Source organism: Desulfocicer vacuolatum DSM 3385 (genome assembly GCF_900176365.1).
Classification (GTDB): domain Bacteria; phylum Desulfobacterota; class Desulfobacteria; order Desulfobacterales; family Desulfobacteraceae; genus Desulfocicer; species Desulfocicer vacuolatum.
This window is the reverse complement of sequence record NZ_FWXY01000026.1, coordinates 18351-37161: the sequence shown is the minus strand read 5'-3', so window position 1 is coordinate 37161 and position 18811 is coordinate 18351. Positions and strand designations below refer to the sequence as shown.

Below are 18811 nucleotides of genomic sequence, written 5' to 3'. Positions count from 1 at the left end.
TTAAGCCAAGGTCCGTTATATTCACCCCGGTTTTTGGTAGCCCAGATCCACGGCTGTAAATCCGTGTAACGGCATATAAGCGGATTTTTCTTCAGCGGTATTCAGGCAGGCAAATTGCTGCATGGGGGCCTTTGTTGCGTTGGAACGGAAGACAGCTTTTCTGCGTATCCAGTCTGCGCATTCTTTGGCAATGGCTTTCTGGGTCAGCTTGTTTTTCAGCTCAATTTCAAATTCAGTGCCGTACAGATTTCGTTCCCGCTGCTGTTTGGGGATATAAAATTCCCTTCTTTTTTTGGGAACTTTGTCGGTAACCTCATTGGGTATAAAGGCCGGGGCAGTAAAAATAAATTCCAGGGAGTCTATTTTTTCCAGTTCTTTTTTTAGAGATTCATATGCATAAATGGAAAAACAGGAGGCCGCAATTTTCAACTTTGCACCGGGCTTGAGCGTTTTTTTAAGGTCATCCCCCCAGAGGGTGTTTATATTGTCCAGTATTTGCATATTTTTTTAGGCCTTTTTGTCTGTCACTTCAAGATGCTGATGGATTCCTTTTTGTTAAGTTTTACAGCGGGATATTCATCACACTTGCATTTTCACGCCATAACCTGTTAAAGTTTTTCTAAACGACCCATTAAACCGTTTAAGTACTCAACTTTCGGGCTTCATTTCAAAGCTGGCATTTTTAAATGTACCGATGGGCTCAGTGTGCCGACGGGGTCAGGCTTTTGTTATTGATGTTATCGACCAAGGCCTTTGCCAACGAAAAAAGCCTCGATAATGTTAATAACGAAAGCCTGACCCCACCACGAAATGCGAACACCGAAAGTTGAGTTAAGTATATGTTATTCAGATGAAAATAGCTGTGTTACATTCGGTTAATCAGGATTAAAGGTATATAGATGGACCGAAAAAATCAAGTGTTCTTTGCACGGGGACGGACCACTTGTGGATCAAGGGGACAAAATTGAAATGAGAAAAATATCTGCATGCACACTGGACTGCCAGGACACCTGCTCCACCCTTGTCACAGTTCACCCGGAGGACAACAGTGTCTCCATCACCGGTAACCCGGATCATCCCTTTACCAAAGGATTCATCTGTCCCAAGGGAAGAAGGGCCCACCGGCGCCTGTCAAGCCCCCGCCGCATCACCGCTCCCCTGATTCGCCGGGGGGAAAAATTCTTACCCATTGGCTGGGATGAAGCACTTAATTTGATTGCCGAAAAAATTACGGCCCTGCGGGACTGTCCTGCCACCATGCTCCATGTCCGTCATTACGGCTACAGGGGGGTACTGGCCGACGGTAGCAAATATCTTTTTAACTCATTGGGGGCATCCACCACCCGGGGGGCCCTGTGTGATGAGGCCGGGTGCGAGGCATATGCGGCGGATTTCGGTGCCCTTGAAATGAATGACCCCATGGATCTTATCAATGCCCGTCACATCATCAACTGGGGAAAAGACCTTTCAAGGTCATCCATCCATCTGACACACATGGTTCGCCAGGCAAGAAAAAAGGGTTGCCTTGTCACCACCATTTCGCCGGGTGGAGATTTAAATGACACCTTGAGCGATTTTTTTATCCGCATCCGACCGGGCCGAGACCGTTTTCTTGCCGCTGCTGTTATCAAGGGAATTTTGGATGGCAATCTTGTCCATGACTCGGTTCTGTCCCGGGTTGCCAATTTTGATGATTTCATAAAAGTGCTGGATGGCCACTCTATTTCATCCCTTCTCAATGCCTGTGACTGTTCCACAAAAGATCTGGCCCATCTGATGTCTGTGTTCACCGGCAGTTTGCACCATTTTGAAAAAAGGGTCTCTCCGGGAGAGTCGTCCACTGACAGAGTTTCCCTTGATTCCCGGGAAAAAGATTTTTACTTCAGCCGGAGACCGCCGGTGGCCCTTATCATGGGCTGGGGTATCCAGCGGTATAAGTTCGGGGGTGAAACCGTGCGGTTCTTAAATGCCCTTTCCTTTCTTTCCGGTCATGTGGGACGTTCCGGCGGGGGTACCTATTACAACATCTCCTCCGGCAGAAACATCAATACCCAATGGGTGGAACAGGCGGGAAAACCGGCCAGAACGCTTCTTTTGCCCCGTATTGGCAGGGAAATTATTGCCTCAGATCCTCCCATCCGATTCCTGCTGGCCGACGGCAGTAATTTTGTCAACCAGGCACCGGACGCAGACACCACCATGAATGCCATGGAAAAAATTGATTTTAAGGTGGTCATTGACGCTTTTATGACAGACACGGCAAGGCTTGCGGATGTGATCCTGCCCTGTGCCCTGGATTATGAAAGAGAAGAAATGGTGGGCTCGTGTCTGCACAACTGGGTGAACCACGCCCGGCCTGTGTTTCCGCCCCGGGGAAAGGCCCGGTGCGATTTTGACATCATGTCCGATCTTGCCGGTCGCCTTGGCATTGCCTTTCCCCACCGAAGTGTGATTTTTGAAAAAGCGCTTGATACCCCACCCATGGGGGACTTTGAAGACCCCCTGGCTGAAATAAGGGAAAAGGGATTTATAAGGGCTTCATATCCGGCCATTGCCTGGAAAAATCTTGTGTTTGCCCACAGAGACGGCAAATACCGCCTGCCCACCGATTTAAACCGGGAAACGGAACCGCCCCCGGGTTTTCCCATGCACCTGCTCACCCTGGTGAACAAAGATGCCATGCATTCCCAGCTTTCTGAAAAAGAACACACGGCCCTGGAAGAAACCCCACACCCCCTTGAGGTGTGGATCAATGGCAAATCCCCCCATTTGACCGGGATAGATGGTGCCGTCTCTGTACACTTGGTCACTCCCCTGGGCCGCATGCCCGTGACGGTGAAAACCATGGACTCCCTTCATCCCATGGCCCTTGTCATCCGCCGGGGCGGGTGGCTTAAACATGGTCGATGTGTCAACAGGATTATTGAACCAGCCATAACAGATATGGGGGAAACCGCAGCCTATTACAGCCAGTATGCAAGGCTGGAAAAGGTCTGAACTTTTTTGTTAATAGCCGGACCATTGGTAAGTATTCGGTTTGGTATTGTAACTGTTTGGCCAGTGGCCCATATTTACGACTGTTCATCGAAAATTTGGGGAAATGGCGGTCATTCTCGTGAGATTGCCGTTGATTTATCTGTTTCTAAACAGGTTCTAAGATAAAATCCGGTGTGACTTTTGGGAGAACGTGACACCTTTTCCGGTGTGCCCTGGGCCACAATCTTTCCCCCCTGGCTGCCCCCTTCCGGCCCCAGGTCAATGAGCCAATCCATGGTTTTGATCACATCCAGATTGTGCTCAATGACCAGCACTGTGTTGCCTGCATCCCGCAGTCGTTTCAACACGTTAAGCAACATGCGGATATCCCTGAAATGAAGTCCGGTGGTGGGCTCATCCAGTATGTAAAGGGTTTTGCCCGTGGCCCGTTTGGCAAGCTCCCGGGCAAGCTTGATGCGTTGGGCCTCCCCCCCGGACAGGGTGGTGGCTGCCTGGCCAAGTTTGATATAGGAAAGCCCCACATCCATGAGGGTCTGCAATATCCGGGTGATTTTTGGATGACTTTCAAATAATTCCATGGCCTCCACCACGGATAATTCCAGGATATCGGCAATGGAGTGGTCCCGGTATTTAATCTCCAGTGTGGCCTGGTTAAATCGTTTGCCCTTGCACACTTCACACGGAACAAACACATCTGCCAGAAAATGCATCTCCACCTTGATATACCCGTCTCCCTTGCACGATTCACATCGCCCGCCCTTGACATTAAAAGAGTATCGTCCCTTTTGGTAGCCCCGGGCCCGGGATTCGGGCAGCAGGGCAAACAGATCCCGGATGGGATCAAACACTTTGGTATAGGTGGCAGGATTACTCCGGGGGGTGCGACCAATGGGTTTCTGGTCAATGTTGATGATTTTATCCATCAAAGAGAGCCCGGTTATTTTTTGATGTTTTCCCATCTCCAGGGTGGCGTTGTGCAGCTTCCTTGCCAGGGCAGGGTAGAGGATCTGGTTGATGAGGGTGGATTTACCGGCACCTGAGACCCCGGTGATGCCCACCATGAGACCCAAAGGAATTTTTACATTAATGTTTTGAAGATTGTTGGCACCGGCCCTGTGTATGGTGATCCAGTTATTCCCCACCGCTTCAGGAGATTTTCGCGTCAAAGGAATCTCAATGTTTTCCCTGCCGTTTAAAAAGGCCCCGGTCACCGATGACGGGTTGTGCCGGATTTCTTCCGGGGTTCCCTGGGCAATGATTTGTCCCCCCAGACGGCCGGCTCCCGGGCCGATATCCAGAATCCAGTCTGCCTGCTGCATGGTCTCTTCATCGTGCTCCACCACAATGAGGGTGTTGCCGATGTCCCTTAAATGGCGAAGCGTTTTTAAAAGTTTTGCATTGTCCCTCTGGTGGAGTCCGATGGAAGGTTCATCCAGGATGTAAAGCACCCCGGTGAGTTCAGATCCCACCTGGGAGGCCAGGCGGATGCGCTGGGATTCCCCACCGGACAGGGTGGGGCCTTTGCGGTCCAGGGAGAGATAATCCAGACCCACGTTGACCAGAAACCCTAACCGGTTGGTGATCTCTTTTAGCAGTTCCCCGGCAATGAGCTTTTTATTGCCGGAAAGTTCCAGGGTGCGGATGAAATCATGGGCCTTTTGGATGGTCATCTCCGTGATGTCAATGATGGATTTTTCGGCAATGCGTACATGGAGGACCTCGGGTTTCAGTCGTTTTCCCTTACATGCCGTGCAGGTGCTTTCGCCCATGAATTTTGCATAATATTTTTTAGCGCCCTCGGACTGGGTCATGCGGTACCGTCTCATCAGGGTATGCATCACCCCTTCGTGGGTTCTTTCCACCTCTCCCTTGATTTTGGCTGAGTTCCAGGTGACAATTAATTTGCGGGACCCGGCCCCCCTGAGGATCAAGTCCTTGTGTTTTTTGGGCAGCTCTTTCCAGGGGATATCAAAATCAATGCCCCATTGTTCTTCCATGGCCAGCAGTTGCCCCAGTCCCCAGGCATTGTTATTATTCTTAAATTTACTTTTTTTTAAAAAATAATTTTTCCAGGGTTCCACAGCCCCTTCACGGATGGAAAGGGTGGGGTCGGGCACGATTTTATCCGGGTCCATGGAAAGTAAGGTGCCAATGCCGTTGCACGAGGGGCACATGCCAAGGGGAGAGTTAAAGGAGAAGAGGCTGGGCTCGGGCTCAGGATAGGCAATGCCGCAGCAGGAGCGGGCCTCGCTCATTTTTATATCTTCCCGGCCGGGGATGTGGACAATGAGTTCACTGTTGCCAAGTTTCAGGGCGGCTTCCACGGAATCTGTCAGGCGTTTTTTAAAAATTTCATCGTCCTTGATCACCAGGCGGTCCACCACCACTTCAATGTTATGTTTCTTGTGCCGGGCCAGGGCCTGAACATCTTCAATGTTCTGGACCACCCCATCAATGCGGATGCGGGCATACCCTTCTTTTTTCAGGGTTTCCAGCATCTCTTTATGTTCACCTTTACGGTTTTCCACAATGGGGGCAAGGAGGATGATTTTGGAAGAGCGGGGAAGGTCAAGAATCTGGTTCACCATGCTCTGGGCATTGCCCCGTCCCACCTTTTGTCCACATTTGATGCAATATTGTTCTCCTATGCGGGCAAAGAGCACCCTGAGATAATCGTATATTTCCGTGATGGTACCCACGGTGGAGCGGGGATTTTTACTGGCGGCTTTCTGTTCAATGGCAATGGTGGGGGAAAGTCCCCTGATGGTTTCGTAACGGGGTTTCACCATCTGTCCGATGAACTGCCGGGCATAGGCAGACAGGGATTCCACATACCGTCGCTGGCCTTCAGCAAATATGGTGTCAAAGGCCAGGCTCGATTTTCCTGATCCAGACACCCCTGTGAACACAATGAGCTTTTTTTTGGGAAGTTCCACATCTATGTTTTTCAGATTGTGTTCCCGGGCGCCTTTAACAATGATGGCATTGAGCTCCTTGGTGTCAGGCTTTTCATTGAAGGGGTCGGCTACAGGATCTGGATGCACAGTGGCAAGGTTTCCTTTCATTAATCTGGCTCCTGTTCTATGGGATACTGGCTGGTTTCAACATCGGTTTACTTTTTCTTATAACGGGCATGTCCTGTGGGACACAACAAATATAGAAAATGGTATTATACCACCGCCCCCCCGACGGGCAATGGTCCCGGACCGGAACTGTAGACAGCTCAATTGTCCGGTTCCTATTGCCCGTCGGGGGGGCGGCTCTGCTGAGGTTGCCTTGAAGGCTGCCTTTTCATATAAACTGCCACGGGCAGACCGTATTCGGATCTCGGTCGGCCCACAACAAGTCAATTTGGTGAAAAGACAGGTATGTTCTCATGCCTGAAAAACATGATAAGCACATCCCGGGAATTGTAAAGATGAGGTCAGACGGGCAAGGGGGAATGCAACATATGATTATCCGATTGTGAGATCTATCTTCTCTTGACAAATTTATGTGTGCCTGTACAATAAACTGTACAGGAGGTGTCAAAATGGAAGCAATTACCTATACATCCGCAAGACAAAACCTTGCAAAAACAATGGAAAAAGTTTGTAATGACCGTTCTCCAATTATTGTGACACGTAAGTCTTCGAATTCTGTAGTCATTATGTCACTTGAAGACTATGAGTCCCTTGAAGAAACAGCCTATTTATTGCGATCACCGAAAAATGCAAAACGTTTGTTAGAGTCAATAAACCAGCTTGAAAATGGCAAGGGGCATGAAAAGGAGCTTATAGAGTGAAGCTCATTTTTTCAGACAATGCCTGGGACGATTATCTTTTCTGGCAAAAAAATGACAAAAAAATAATACGTCGCATAAATACACTCATCAAAGATACCAGACGAAATCCATGTGAGGGTATTGGCAAACCTGAACCTTTAAAGCATGCTCTTGCTGGTTACTGGTCGAGACGAATAACCGATGAACATAGATTGATATACAAAGTTTCTGAAGATGCCATCGAAATTGCGCAACTCAGATATCATTATTGACACATCTTTTTCCGCATTGGATCAAAGTTTCAGCTAATCATTGCCAAAGCCTGGTCAAGATCGGCAATGATATCATCGGGGTGTTCAAGTCCCACGGACAGGCGAATGAGTCCCGGAGAAATACCTGCTTTTTTTAATTCTTCCGGAGCGTAGGTGGCATGGGTCATGGAAGCCGGGTGCTGGATCAGGGTTTCACAATCCCCGAGACTCACGGCAAGGGTGCACAGCTTCACGGCATTAAGAACCTTTTTTCCGTCTTCAATGCCTCCTTTGATATCAAAGGCCATGATACCGCTGAAATCTTTCATCTGTTTGGCGGCAATGGCATGGTTGGCATGGGAGGAAAGCCCGGGGTAATAGACCCGGCTGATCTTGGGATGGGTTTCAAGCCATTGGGCAATGGTCATGGCCGACCGGCAATGGCGTTCCATTCTTACCACAAGGGTTTTAAGCCCCCTGAGCACCAGCCATGCATTGAACGGGCTCATGCATGGGCCGAAGTGGTTGACGTAGGATTCTTTGATGGTGGTGATCATGCTGTTGTCCCCGGCAATGATTCCGCCGATGATATCCCCGTGTCCCCCCAGATATTTGGTGGCTGAATGGATCACAATTTCTGCCCCCAGTGCCACGGGTTTCTGGAGCCAGGGGGAGGCAAAGGTGTTGTCCACCACCAGGGGAATACCATGGGTGTCGGCAAGGGCTGCCCACAAAGCAATGTCGACGATATCAAGGGTGGGGTTGGCCGGGGTTTCCAGGTACAACAGACGGGTTTTCTTGTTAATTAAAGGGGAAATAGCATCCGCATTGTTATAATCCCGGGGATAAACAAAACGGGTTTCAATGTTAAATTGTGCCAGGTGATCATGATACAGGGCAAAGGTGCCGCCGTAAACCGTATTGCAGGATACGATGTTATCCCCCGGACGGGCCAGGGACATGACCACGGATGCCACGGCAGACATGCCCGAAGCTGTGGCAATGGCATCCTGTGTACCCTCAAGCAGAGCCATCTTTGTCTGGAGCTGATCAACGGTGGGATTGGAGATGCGAGAGTAGAGATAACCCGGTTGGCTGCCCTCAAAAACAGCTTGAGCATGGGGTTGATCAGTGAATTTAAAGGTGGATGTCATGTGAATGGGGGGCACCAGATCCATGCTGGTGGTGTGGCAGCTGCTGACACCGTGGACAATATGGGTTTCTTCTTTTGCGGTGGTATGATGTTTTGACATACATCCTCCTTGGTGCATCCGTTTTTATTGATTTACTGTTTTTGTTCATAATAACAATTTATCCGGTGGATGCGAAATAAAAAAGAATTTAATATCTTTTTCATCTCAGCACAATACCCTTGTTTATCGAGGATTTTTTCTTTGAAATATTTGCATGCTGCATGAAGAATACAGTGTTTTTCACATCATCATAAAATAAAAGTTGATTATATGCACAAGTGTTCATATAATGATTTAAAGCTTGTCCCGCATTGATCATTGGGGCTGAAGATTGATTCAAAGGAATAAAAATGACTGAGACTAAGAAAATACCAAGAGACATTTGCCAGATCCAATGTGTTCATCCAGAAGCCGTGGATCGGGTAAAAGATAAAATGCCTTCCCAGGATATTTTGATGAATCTTGCAGATTTTTTTAAGGTGTTTGGGGATCACACCCGCATTCGTATTTTAACTGCCCTGTACCGGGAAGAGTTGTGTGTATGTGATCTGGTGGAGGTGCTGGGCATGAATCAGTCTGCGGTATCCCACCAGCTTCGGGTGCTGCGGGGGGCAAAGGTGGTCAAGTTTCGCAAGCAAGGAAAGATGGTTTACTACAGCCTGGATGATGACCATGTACGTGAACTTTTACGTGATGGAATGGATCATATTCAAGAGGAACGTGGCTGACAGGCCGGTTGAAGTCTGTGGGTCTCGGTTGAATCAGGTTATTGTGGTTTTATGGGGTTTTTTTATATGAACTCAACTTTCGGGCTTCATCTCAAAGCCGGCATTTTTAAATGTACCGATGGGGTCAGGCTTTTGTTATTGATGTTATCGACCAAGGCCTTTGCCAACGAAAAAAGCCTCGATAATGTCAATAACGAAAGCCTGACCCCACCACGAAATGCGAACACCGAAAGTTGAGTTATATGAAATACTCCACAAATCAGGGGCGTATTTCAAGCTTTGTTGTGGGCAAAATTAAGATCTGCCGGGCAGTTCTATTTTAAAATATATGAATATATTATCATGTATTAATTAATTGGAGGCATCATGGTTAACACAATTTTAAATATTATAACAGCGTGCTGGGACATTCTTTTGGAATCTTCCCTGTTTATTTTGTTTGGTTTTTCCATTGCAGGGCTGCTAAAGGCATTTATCCCCAATGATTTTATACAGAAACATCTGGGAAAAGGGAAAATGTCAAGCGTGTTTAAAGCATCGTTGTTTGGTGTACCCATTCCCCTTTGCAGTTGCGGGGTGATTCCTGCAGCTGCAGGATTGCGGGAGCAGGGGGCCAGCAAGGGAGCCACTGCCTCTTTTTTGATCTCCACACCGGAGACAGGGGTGGATTCCATTGCTGTGACCTATGCTTTACTGGACCCTGTTATGACAGTCATTCGACCGGTGGCAGGTTTTTTTACGGCGTTTATCACCGGCATTGGAGTCAATTGGCTGGATAAAGCCCCTCCTGTTCCTGAATCGCCAAAACCGATGCCTTTTACCATGGCAGCTTCGCCTTCTTCCTGCGGCTGCGGGTGTGGTGCTGAGAAAAAGGAAAAGAAAAGCATTGGTATGAAGTTAAAAGAGGGCATGGGATTTGCTTTTGGAAATCTTTTGGAAGATATTGGCCCCTGGCTTCTGGTGGGAATTGGGCTTGCCGGAGTGATTACAGTGTATATTTCCCCCCATTTCATTGAATCATATCTGGGGGATGGCCTTTTTTCCATGCTTATAATGATTGCGCTGTCCACCCCCCTTTATGTGTGTGCCACTGCATCCACTCCCATTGCCGCAGCCCTTGCTTTAAAAGGGCTTTCCCCCGGGGCGGCCCTGGTCTTTCTCCTGGCAGGACCGGCCACCAACATGGCCACCATCACCGTGGTATCAAAATTGTTGGGAAAAAAAACCATGGTAATTTACCTGTCAGCCATTGTAATATGCTCCCTTATGATGGGGTTACTGGTTAATCAAATCTATGGATTTCTGGGATTTGATATCACGGCCTGGGTTCAGTCCCAGACCCATGAACACCATGGACCCGTGGCCATACTTGCAGCCGTGACACTGCTGTTGCTTATATTAAAACCTTTGGTGAAACGCCTTGTGGTGAAATCCACCCATAAGGGCTGCAGCCATTGTTAAGGACGTCAGCAATTTTTAATCTGCCGTTTATTCGGGGTCTCTTTCACGGAAAATAACAACCATCGAGTATTCAATGGTAAATCAATAAGGTCTGAGTCCCTGAGAACAGTTTTTTTACGTCAACTTTTCCCTTTGGGTGCAAATATCGAAAAGGGAATTTAAGGGGCAAAACATGCAAACAAATGGTTTGAGCGGAGTTTTTGCAAAATCAATGCAGGAGAGAATCATGAACATAGAATGGGCATATATTCGTAAAGGGTGAGTCTCGTGTAAAAAAGCCCAGGAGGCTCTTGGGAAAAAAGAAATTACTATGAAAACGGTGGTGGATGCAAGAAAGGAACGATTTGATGCTGATGCTGCCTGGGAAATGATTAAAAGCGTTGATACTGTTACAACGGCAAAGGGTAAGAAAGTTCAAACCTGGCATCCGGCCACGGATGATAAAGATAAAATGTTAAAACAGGTGATGGGACCCAGTGGAAACTTGAGGGCCCCAACCCTGCGTATGGGAAATCGTTTTATCATTGGATTTAATGATGATTTGTATGAGAATATTTTTTAACATATTGTAAATATTCGGGCAGCACCCCATCTTCACTCATTGGGGCCTGCCCAAATAGCGATAGTATGCTACGCAGTCCCAACTAAGCGAAGATGGGGCACCGGCCAAACATTTACAAAACCAACCCGAATATTTACTAACATTTATCATGGCTGTGGGGCGTACTTTTGCTGTAAATCGGCTGGATTTTATCCCAGCCGACTTTTTCAATGATTTTGGATATCATGAATGGTAACGCAATGTTGAGGTGTATTTCATGGTTTTCATTATGGTCCCATGAATCAAACATATTGTCCTGCACACCATCCCGACGACCAGGCCCATTGAAGATTATATCCCCCCAGCCAGCCGGTGACATCCAGTACTTCACCGGTGAAGAATAGTCCTTTGACCTGTCGTGCCTCCATGGTTTTGGAAGACACGGCATTGCAGTCCACCCCGCCCAGGGTGACCTCGGCCGTGCGATATCCTTCGGTGCCGCCGGGCTTTAAGTGCCATTGATGAATATTTTGGGCAATACTCCTGAATTTATTATGGGAAAGGGCGTGCAGGGCCTGGTCTGCCGGGAATTCACCCACCATGGCGGCCACCAGCCGTTTGGGCAGAAAATCTGACAGCAGGGATTTTACCTTCCGTTTAGGGGAAGTTGACTGGGCTTTTTTAAAGGTTTCTTCAAGGTTGATGTCCGGCAGCAGGTTTATGCACACTGCTTCTCCCGGGGGCCACATGGAGGAGATCTGAAGAATGGCAGGCCCGCTTAAGCCCCTGTGGGTAAAAAGAATGTTTTCCCGGAAACTGTGATGTCCCACTGTCACCGTGGCATCCACGCTGATGCCGGGCAGGCCGGATAATTTTTCTTTGTCCGGCGGATGCAGGGTAAAGGGCACCAGGCCCGGCCGGGTGGGCCACACCTTTATATTAAATTGTTCTGCAATGCGGTATCCCAGTGGCGAGGCCCCGGCCCCGGGAATGGAAAGCCCCCCGGTGGCCACCACCAGGGATTGTGACTTTAATATGCCCCGGCTTGTTGACACTGAAAATCCTCCATCTTCCATCTGGCTGATTTTATCAATGGTGGTTCCCACCCGGATGTCCACTTTGACCTTTTTGCATTCATTTAACAGCATTTCCAGAATGTCTGAACTGCTGTTGTTGCAGAAAAGCTGTCCATGGTCCCGTTCATGGTAGGGGATGTGGTGGGTACTTATCATTTCCAGAAAATCCCACTGGGAAAACCGGCTCAGGGCAGATTTGACAAAATGGGGGTTGTGGGAGATGAAATTTTCTGCTTCCACCCCGGTGTTGGTGAAGTTGCACCGTCCTCCCCCGGACATGATAATTTTTTGTCCCGGTTTTTTTGCATGGTCCAGTACCACCACCCTGCGGCGGTGCCGGCCTGCCGCCATGGCACACATCAGGCCCGATGCCCCGGCTCCGATGATAATTACGTCTTTGTTTGTCATAAATCTCTTTCCTGAATTTTGTTCAAAAATAGGGTGTTTGCTCAAATAATTTATTCCCTGATCCGACATATATAACATAGAACTTTATGTTGCAGAACTGGAATTATTCACTGGGAAACGTTATGATGACTGGATCAGGATCATGATTAACCCACAATAATTACCAAGGGAGAACTCAAATGGCTGAATTAAAACTCTACATGACCCCCACCTGTCCCTATTGCAGAAAAGTGCTTGATTTCATGAAGCAAAATGATATTACCATTCCCCTGGCTGATCGGGATTTTTCCCCTGAGAATCGACAGGCCTTGATTGATATCGGCGGTAAACCCCAGGTACCGTGTTTAATCATAGATGGAACAGCCCTGTATGAGTCAGATGATATCATTGGTTGGTTGAATGAGAATAAATAACCGGGATTGACACCTTGTTGTCCCCGTGATATTTCACAAAAACCAGTGCAAAAAGCAATGGCAGACTGGGGGAGCCGGTGAAAGTCGGCTGAGAGGAGGCTTAGTTTGTGCCTCGACTCCTGGAACCTGATCCAGTTAATTCTGGCGAAGGAAAGTCCTTTTTTTATTTTCCTCCCTTGTTCCCCCCCTTTTTTTAATAATTTGATTTTAATATAACGGGCATGTCCTGGCGGACATAACAAATATAGGGTCGTAGACGCGGAGCCAAATGGTATTATACCGCCGCCCCCCCGACGGGCAATGGTCCCGGACCGGAACTGTAGACAGCTCGATTGTCCGGTTCCTATTGCCCGTCGGGGGGGCGGCTCTGCTGAGGGTGGTTGGCGTTTTCCTTTTCATATAAAAATGCCATGGGCAGAGCACCTTTTAATCAGGTCCAATGGATGTATGCTTAAAATTTCAGGCGCAGCAAAAATATATGGGGGCCAGACAATTTTTTCCCGGTTTGACCTGACAGTGGCCCAGGGGCAGTTCAATGTTCTTGTGGGACCTTCAGGCTGTGGAAAAAGCACCTTGTTTGACGGGCTTACCAATGTGATTTCTTTGGATAAGATGGCCCTTTCCTGGAAAGGGGAAGCGTTGCCCCATTTGGGCTGCCATGCCGCTTACATGCAGCAGAAAGATTTGCTTTTGCCATGGTTTTCTCTTCTGGATAACGCTCTTTTGCCTGTCAAAATCGGGAATCAGTCCCTTGCTGCCATGACGACCATGGCAGAAAATCTTTTCTCTCGCATGGGACTTAAAGGATATGAATCCCACAGGCCTAACGAAGTATCCGGAGGTATGCGTCAGCGATGTGCACTGGTCAGAACCCTGATGTTCAACCGGGATTTGATTCTGTTGGATGAGCCCCTGTCAGCCCTGGATGCCATTACCCGGCGGCGGTTGCAGTCCCTTCTTCTTTTGCTCCAGACAGAATTTAACAAAACCATTCTCATGATCACCCATGACATTGAAGAGGCCCTGCTTTTGGCCGATGAAGTGTATATTCTGAGCCCTTTACCCATGGTCATCACAGACCGTTTTGTCCTGGATCAGGAAAAACCCCGGAAATTCACCGATCCTCGACTTCTTGAAATTAAAGAAAAGGTGTTGGCTCAACTTCAAGAAGGAGCACACCGGTGAGACCATCTAACTATCTTTCCCCGGCCCTGGTGGCGGTGATTCTGGTTTTGTGGGAGGGTGCCGTCCGGCTCATGGAGATACCGGTGTTTATATTGCCGCCCCCCTCCACCATAGTTGTCACAGCTGTGGGTCGGGCATCTTTGATCCTGCCCCATGCGGCAATTACCTTTGCTGAGATTATTCTGGGGATATTACTGGCCCTGGGTACAGCCATTCCCCTTGCCACTGTCATGTTTGCAAAACCGCCACTGGAAAAGGCGTTGTCTCCCTTTCTGGTGGCTTCCCAGGCGATTCCTGTTTTTGCCTTGGCGCCTCTTCTGGTGGTGTGGCTGGGATATGGCATTGCCTCCAAGGTGTTCATGGCCTGGATTATTATTTTTTTCCCCATCACAGTGAGCCTCTTGTCCGGGCTGAAAAACTGTGATCCGGAATACCGGGTGTTGTTCCGGCTCATGGGGGCCTCTTTTTATGACACCTTCATGTTGCTTTACTGGCCCTGGGCCCTGCCCCAGTTTTTTGCAGGCCTGCGGGTGGGAGTATCTGTGGCCACCATTGGCGCCGTTATTGGAGAATGGGTGGGGGCCCAGCAAGGTTTGGGATTTCTCATGATTCAATCCAATGCCCGTCTCCAGGTGGATCTGGTGTTTGCCGTTATTTTATGGCTCTCGGCCATGGGACTTGTCATGTGGAGTCTGGTGGGAATACTTGAGAAAAAAATGATAAAATGGAAGCCGATATAACTGCCACCGGCAGACTATATTGGTGGCAGTTATATACAATGCAGCCTCCAAGGCAAGCTAAGGCAGAGCCGCCCCCCCGATGGGCAATAGGAACCGGACAATTGAGCTGTCTACAGTTCCGGTCCGGGCCCATTGCCCATCGGGGGGGGCGGCGGTATAATACCATTTTTTATATTTGTTGTGTTCCACAGGACATGCCCGTTTATATGAAAAAGTGGGTACTGGGTATTAGGTTCTGGGTGCTCACAGCAACTACTTTTTCATTATTCGTTGTGGCTGGTACCTACAGGCATGTGGGTTTTATTTGAAATGAATGAATGATAACAAATCATAGGGACTAACATTATGAAAAAATTATTTTGCGCATTTATGCTTATGGCATCACTATTGTTTACCTCCTCCCCGGGGGCCACGGAAAAATTGACCCTCATGCTGGACTGGTTTCCCAATGTGGATCACCTGCCCATTTATGTGGCACAGGAAATGGGCTATTTCAGCGACAACGGCATTGAGGTTGAGATCATCACCCCGTCAGACACTGCCGATGCCCTGAAACTGGCAGCCTCGGGTAATGTGGATCTGGCCGTTTCCTACCAGCCCCAGACCATCATTGCCGCAAGCCAGGGACTTTCCATCAAGGCTGTGGCGCCCCTGGTGGTGCATCCTTTAACCACTCTTTTATTTCTGGAAAACAAGGGTATTAAAAATCCTTCCGACCTTTCCGGTAAAAAAATCGGTTACACTGTGCCCGGACTCATGGATGTATTGTTAAAGGCCTTTGCCGACATTAACCACATAAAAGACTACACCCCGGTGAATGTGGGATTCACCATTTTACCGGCTTTGGTTGCCAATAAAGTGGATGCCGTCATGGGACCCTTTAAAACCTATGAAACCGTGGGCATGGCCCAACAGGGATATACAGCCAGATTTTTTGAGCTGGAAAAGTGGGGCATTCCGGATTACGAAGAGTTGATTTTTGTATGTGGTCCCAAGGCCCTGGCAGACAAATCCCAGGCAATTCATGGATTTGTAAAGGCCCTTGATAAGGCCCAGGTCTACACAAGGGATCATTCAGAAAAAGCCCTGGCTCTGTATCTGTCAGCCGTGCCCCAGGCAGATAAAACCATGGAAACCCAGGCCTTTGAATTAACCCGACCCTACTTTGCTGCTGTTTCTTCCCATGATGTGGCAAAATGGAAAGCCTTTGCAGATTTTGCCCTGGCCCATGGACTCATCACCACCAGGGTGGATGTGAACAATCTGATTCATCTCTGGAAATAGAAGATATTGAAACAGGCCTGGGATGTTGTCGTGTTTTTTAATTTTTATTTTACAGCCAGGCCCGATTTTATTAAAGGAAAATAAAATGCAGATAAATCCATCCGGTATCTGGAATGATGTTGATATTATAAGAAAAAAAAGTCCTCTGGTTCATAACATCACCAACTATGTGGTGATGAACAACACTGCCAATGCTCTGCTGGCCCTGGGGGCCTCCCCGGTCATGGCCCATGCTGAGCCTGAAGTGGCAGACATGGTTGGTATTGCCGGTGCCCTGGTCATTAATATCGGCACATTAAGTGATGCCTGGATCAAGGCGATGTTCATAGCTGCTGCCCGGGCAAAGGAGTTGAATATCCCCATTGTGCTGGATCCGGTGGGGGTGGGAGCCACCTCCTACCGCACCCGGACGGCCCGGGAGTTGATCCACACCGCTCCTCCCACAATCATCCGGGGAAACGGTTCAGAGATCATGGCTCTGTGTGATCGGGATGTGGCCACCAAAGGTGTGGACAGCACCAGTACATCAGATCTTGCCATTGATTCTGCCATGATTTTGAGCCGGGAGCTTGGTGCCGTGGTGTGCGTCACTGGAGAAACAGATTACATCGTGTCCGGAGAATCCCAGGTTTCCGTTAAAAACGGACATCCCATGATGCCCAGGGTTACAGGTCTTGGCTGTACTGCCACGGCCCTTTGCGGGGCATTTGCTTCTGTAAATTCTGATCCTTTTCCGGCCACAGCCCATGCCATGGCCGTGATGGGGATTGCCGGAGAAATGGCTGCGGAAACTGCCAAGGGACCGGCCAGCCTTCAGGTTAATTTCATTGATGCCCTTTATCAATTGTGTGAAACCGATATCCAGGCTTTTTTCAAGGCATAGGAGGGCGTAAATTATGGAGGGAATGTATCTGGTGACAGATCAGGCCGCCTGTATTCATCATCCCCTGGAAACCGTGGTGGCAAAGGCCGTGGATGCCGGGGTTTCCTGTGTTCAGCTTCGGGAGAAAACAATAGATACCCGCAGCTTTCTGGATAGAGCGTTGGCTTTGAAGAATATTCTTGCGCCGGCCCGGGTGCCGTTGATCATTAATGATCGGCTGGACATTGCCCTGGCAGCCGGAGCCCATGGGGTGCACATCGGACAGAGCGACATGCCCTATGCCCATGCCAGAAAACTTCTGGGACCAAAGGCCATCATCGGGCTTTCCGTTGAAACCTGGGAAGATGTTGTTGAGGCCCAGGATCTGGATGTGGATTACATCGGGGTCAGTCCGGTATTTTCCACCCCCACCAAAACCGATACCAAAGAACCCTGGGAGCTGGAGGGCCTTGAACGTATCAAGGGATATTCCCGTCATCCGCTGGTGGCCATTGGGGGCTTGAATCAGGGTAATATCGCCCCGGTGATCCAGGCCGGTGCCCGCTCCATTGCCGTGGTGTCGGCCATCTGTTCTGCTCCGGATCCTTTTGCCGCAACCCGGGCTCTTTGTGCCTGTTTTCAATAACGGGCCTGTCCGGAATGAAAACGTTGGGCAAACATTAAAAAAAAACATAATATTGCAGGGAACAATATATTTATGAAATCTTATCACAGAGTATTAACCATTGCAGGTTCAGACAGCGGTGGCGGTGCTGGCATCCAGGCAGATCTTAAAACTTTTTCAGCCCTTGGCTGCTTTGGCATGTCCGTTATCACCGCCCTCACGGCCCAGAACACCCGGGTGGTCACCGATATTTTACCGGTATCCCCGGCATTTATTGCATCCCAGATGGATGCCGTACTGGAAGACATTGGCGTGGATGCCGTTAAGATCGGCATGCTCCACTCTCCGGAGGTCATTGAAACCGTGGCAGAAAAACTTGCCCAGTGGAAATGCCCCAATGTGGTGGTGGACCCGGTGATGGTTTCCAAAAGCGGGGATAAATTGCTTCGGGAGGATGCGGTAAAGGCCCTGAAACAGACCCTGGTGCCCCTGGCCACTCTGATCACCCCCAATCTGCCCGAAGCCTCGGTGATGCTGGACCGGCCCGTTGAAATAGCCGGAGAGATGAAGCAGGCAGCACTGGACCTTGCGGAACTGGGATGTGCCAATGTGCTGGTTAAGGGCGGACATTTAACCGGAAACAACAGTGGCGATCTTTTGTATGATAAAGAGAATCAGGCCATGGTTGATTTGCCCGGGGAGCGCATTGATACCAAAAATTCCCACGGCACCGGATGTACCCTGTCTTCTGCCATTGCTGCCAATCTTGCCCGGGGCATGGCCCTGGAACCGGCAGTGAAAATGGCCAAGGTTTACATCACCCATGCCCTCAGGGCCGGGGCTGATTATCAGACCGGCAAAGGCCATGGCCCGGTGCACCATTTTTATAAATTCTGGTCTTGATTTTTTGGAACAGATAAGTGGCGGGATATAAATTATTTTCCCTTGATGCATCAATCCTTGCCTTGATGGGGGGGGGATATGAAATACTCCACAGATCAGAGGCGTATTTCAAGCTTTGTTGTGGGCGGAACCGGATCAGAATACGGTCCGCCCGTGGCGGTTTATATGAAATAGTCCCCTGATGTGCGGAGTATTTCATATAACGGGCATGCCCTGATGGACACAACGAATATAGAAAATGGTATTATACCGCCCCCCCCGAGGGGTAATGGGCCCGGCCCGGAACTGTAGACAGCTCGATTGGCCGGTTCCTATTACCCCTCGGGGGGGCTCTGCTGAGGGTGCTTGAACATCACCTTTTCATATAAAAACCGCCACGGG

At 49.0% G+C, this 18811-nt stretch carries 16 protein-coding genes, 1 pseudogene and 1 riboswitch; of the genes and pseudogenes, 13 read left to right on the top strand and 4 right to left on the bottom strand.

The genetic code is table 11. The features are described from left to right. Nucleotides 1-21: 21 nt before the first annotated feature. Nucleotides 22-501: a phospholipase D-like domain-containing protein gene (locus B9A32_RS18040; protein ID WP_212638006.1), complete on the bottom strand. Its 480-nt coding sequence runs from the start codon at nt 499-501 to the stop codon at nt 22-24. 468 nt (nt 502-969) lie between these two features. Between B9A32_RS18040 and B9A32_RS18035 the strand changes: the two genes are divergently transcribed. Continuing rightward, entirely contained in the window at nt 970-2997 is a 2028-nt protein-coding gene (locus B9A32_RS18035; protein ID WP_084071359.1) for a molybdopterin-dependent oxidoreductase, read from the top strand. A 110-nt stretch (nt 2998-3107) separates the two neighbouring features. On the opposite strand, the gene uvrA is transcribed toward B9A32_RS18035, so the two are convergent. Then, nucleotides 3108-6062 (bottom strand): excinuclease ABC subunit UvrA, encoded by a 2955-nt coding sequence (gene uvrA / locus B9A32_RS18030; protein WP_084071358.1) that lies wholly within the window; start codon nt 6060-6062, stop codon nt 3108-3110. Nucleotides 6063-6529: 467 nt separating this feature from the next. Between uvrA and yefM the strand changes: the two genes are divergently transcribed. Together yefM and B9A32_RS18020 are read left to right on the top strand one after the other, a co-directional pair. Continuing rightward, nucleotides 6530-6781, top strand: a complete 252-nt coding sequence (gene yefM / locus B9A32_RS18025) for a YoeB-YefM toxin-antitoxin system antitoxin YefM (RefSeq protein WP_084071357.1) — start codon at nt 6530-6532, stop codon at nt 6779-6781. Next, nucleotides 6778-7032 carry a Txe/YoeB family addiction module toxin gene (locus B9A32_RS18020; protein ID WP_084071356.1) on the top strand — a complete coding sequence of 85 codons (255 nt, stop codon included), beginning with the start codon at nt 6778-6780 and terminating at the stop codon, nt 7030-7032. Before yefM ends, B9A32_RS18020 begins: the two co-directional genes overlap by 4 nt. A gap of 29 nt (nt 7033-7061) precedes the next feature. Here B9A32_RS18020 and B9A32_RS18015 read toward each other — a convergent pair whose 3' ends face one another. Beyond that, nucleotides 7062-8264: a trans-sulfuration enzyme family protein gene (locus B9A32_RS18015; RefSeq protein ID WP_084071355.1), complete on the bottom strand. Its 1203-nt coding sequence runs from the start codon at nt 8262-8264 to the stop codon at nt 7062-7064. Nucleotides 8265-8554: 290 nt separating this feature from the next. On the opposite strand from B9A32_RS18015, the gene B9A32_RS18010 reads away from it, so the two are divergent. The 3 genes and pseudogenes from B9A32_RS18010 to B9A32_RS18000 all read left to right on the top strand — a co-directional run. After that, the gene (locus tag B9A32_RS18010) at nt 8555-8932 is read left to right on the top strand and encodes an ArsR/SmtB family transcription factor (RefSeq protein ID WP_084071354.1); all 378 of its coding nucleotides are present in this window, start codon (nt 8555-8557) and stop codon (nt 8930-8932) included. 366 nt (nt 8933-9298) lie between these two features. After that, the gene (locus tag B9A32_RS18005; protein WP_084071353.1) at nt 9299-10393 is read left to right on the top strand and encodes an SO_0444 family Cu/Zn efflux transporter; all 1095 of its coding nucleotides are present in this window, start codon (nt 9299-9301) and stop codon (nt 10391-10393) included. A 277-nt stretch (nt 10394-10670) separates the two neighbouring features. Beyond that, nucleotides 10671-10955: pseudogene (locus tag B9A32_RS18000) on the top strand (ArsC family (seleno)protein); the annotation flags it as partial. Nucleotides 10956-11236: 281 nt separating this feature from the next. Here the strand turns inward: B9A32_RS18000 and B9A32_RS17995 are convergent. Beyond that, the gene (locus tag B9A32_RS17995) at nt 11237-12418 is read right to left on the bottom strand and encodes a BaiN/RdsA family NAD(P)/FAD-dependent oxidoreductase (RefSeq protein WP_084071351.1); all 1182 of its coding nucleotides are present in this window, start codon (nt 12416-12418) and stop codon (nt 11237-11239) included. Nucleotides 12419-12597: 179 nt separating this feature from the next. Here B9A32_RS17995 and B9A32_RS17990 point away from each other — a divergent pair, with 179 nt between their 5' ends. The 7 genes from B9A32_RS17990 (at nt 12598) to thiD (ending at nt 18430) form a co-directional block, all read left to right on the top strand. After that, complete coding sequence (locus B9A32_RS17990) at nt 12598-12831, top strand: glutaredoxin family protein (RefSeq protein WP_084071350.1); 234 nt, start codon at nt 12598-12600, stop codon at nt 12829-12831. A gap of 57 nt (nt 12832-12888) precedes the next feature. After that, nucleotides 12889-13001: riboswitch (TPP riboswitch) on the top strand. Nucleotides 13002-13278: 277 nt separating this feature from the next. Beyond that, on the top strand, nt 13279-14016 hold the full coding sequence (locus tag B9A32_RS17985; protein WP_084071349.1) for an ABC transporter ATP-binding protein: 738 nt from the start codon (nt 13279-13281) through the stop codon (nt 14014-14016). After that, nucleotides 14013-14756: an ABC transporter permease gene (locus B9A32_RS17980; protein ID WP_232367227.1), complete on the top strand. Its 744-nt coding sequence runs from the start codon at nt 14013-14015 to the stop codon at nt 14754-14756. The genes B9A32_RS17985 and B9A32_RS17980 overlap by 4 nt, the downstream gene beginning before the upstream one ends. A gap of 375 nt (nt 14757-15131) precedes the next feature. Then, a complete protein-coding gene (locus B9A32_RS17970; RefSeq protein ID WP_232367226.1) occupies nt 15132-16040 on the top strand; it encodes an ABC transporter substrate-binding protein in 909 nt (302 codons plus the stop codon). An 85-nt stretch (nt 16041-16125) separates the two neighbouring features. Then, nucleotides 16126-16923 (top strand): hydroxyethylthiazole kinase, encoded by a 798-nt coding sequence (gene thiM, locus B9A32_RS17965; protein ID WP_084071346.1) that lies wholly within the window; start codon nt 16126-16128, stop codon nt 16921-16923. 13 nt (nt 16924-16936) lie between these two features. After that, nucleotides 16937-17548 (top strand): thiamine phosphate synthase, encoded by a 612-nt coding sequence (gene thiE / locus B9A32_RS17960; RefSeq protein ID WP_084071345.1) that lies wholly within the window; start codon nt 16937-16939, stop codon nt 17546-17548. Nucleotides 17549-17620: 72 nt separating this feature from the next. Further along, nucleotides 17621-18430 (top strand): bifunctional hydroxymethylpyrimidine kinase/phosphomethylpyrimidine kinase, encoded by an 810-nt coding sequence (gene thiD, locus B9A32_RS17955; protein ID WP_084071344.1) that lies wholly within the window; start codon nt 17621-17623, stop codon nt 18428-18430. Nucleotides 18431-18811: the final 381 nt, after the last annotated feature.

Coding starts and splice junctions, on each gene's coding strand:
- B9A32_RS18040 (WP_212638006.1), bottom strand. CDS start 501: ATGCAAATACTGGACAATATAAACACCCTCTGGGGGGATGACCTTAAA.
- B9A32_RS18035 (WP_084071359.1), top strand. CDS start 970: ATGAGAAAAATATCTGCATGCACACTGGACTGCCAGGACACCTGCTCC.
- uvrA (WP_084071358.1), bottom strand. CDS start 6,062: ATGAAAGGAAACCTTGCCACTGTGCATCCAGATCCTGTAGCCGACCCC.
- yefM (WP_084071357.1), top strand. CDS start 6,530: ATGGAAGCAATTACCTATACATCCGCAAGACAAAACCTTGCAAAAACA.
- B9A32_RS18015 (WP_084071355.1), bottom strand. CDS start 8,264: ATGTCAAAACATCATACCACCGCAAAAGAAGAAACCCATATTGTCCAC.
- B9A32_RS18010 (WP_084071354.1), top strand. CDS start 8,555: ATGACTGAGACTAAGAAAATACCAAGAGACATTTGCCAGATCCAATGT.
- B9A32_RS18005 (WP_084071353.1), top strand. CDS start 9,299: ATGGTTAACACAATTTTAAATATTATAACAGCGTGCTGGGACATTCTT.
- B9A32_RS17995 (WP_084071351.1), bottom strand. CDS start 12,418: ATGACAAACAAAGACGTAATTATCATCGGAGCCGGGGCATCGGGCCTG.
- B9A32_RS17990 (WP_084071350.1), top strand. CDS start 12,598: ATGGCTGAATTAAAACTCTACATGACCCCCACCTGTCCCTATTGCAGA.
- B9A32_RS17985 (WP_084071349.1), top strand. CDS start 13,279: ATGCTTAAAATTTCAGGCGCAGCAAAAATATATGGGGGCCAGACAATT.
- B9A32_RS17970 (WP_232367226.1), top strand. CDS start 15,132: ATGGCATCACTATTGTTTACCTCCTCCCCGGGGGCCACGGAAAAATTG.
- thiM (WP_084071346.1), top strand. CDS start 16,126: ATGCAGATAAATCCATCCGGTATCTGGAATGATGTTGATATTATAAGA.
- thiE (WP_084071345.1), top strand. CDS start 16,937: ATGGAGGGAATGTATCTGGTGACAGATCAGGCCGCCTGTATTCATCAT.
- thiD (WP_084071344.1), top strand. CDS start 17,621: ATGAAATCTTATCACAGAGTATTAACCATTGCAGGTTCAGACAGCGGT.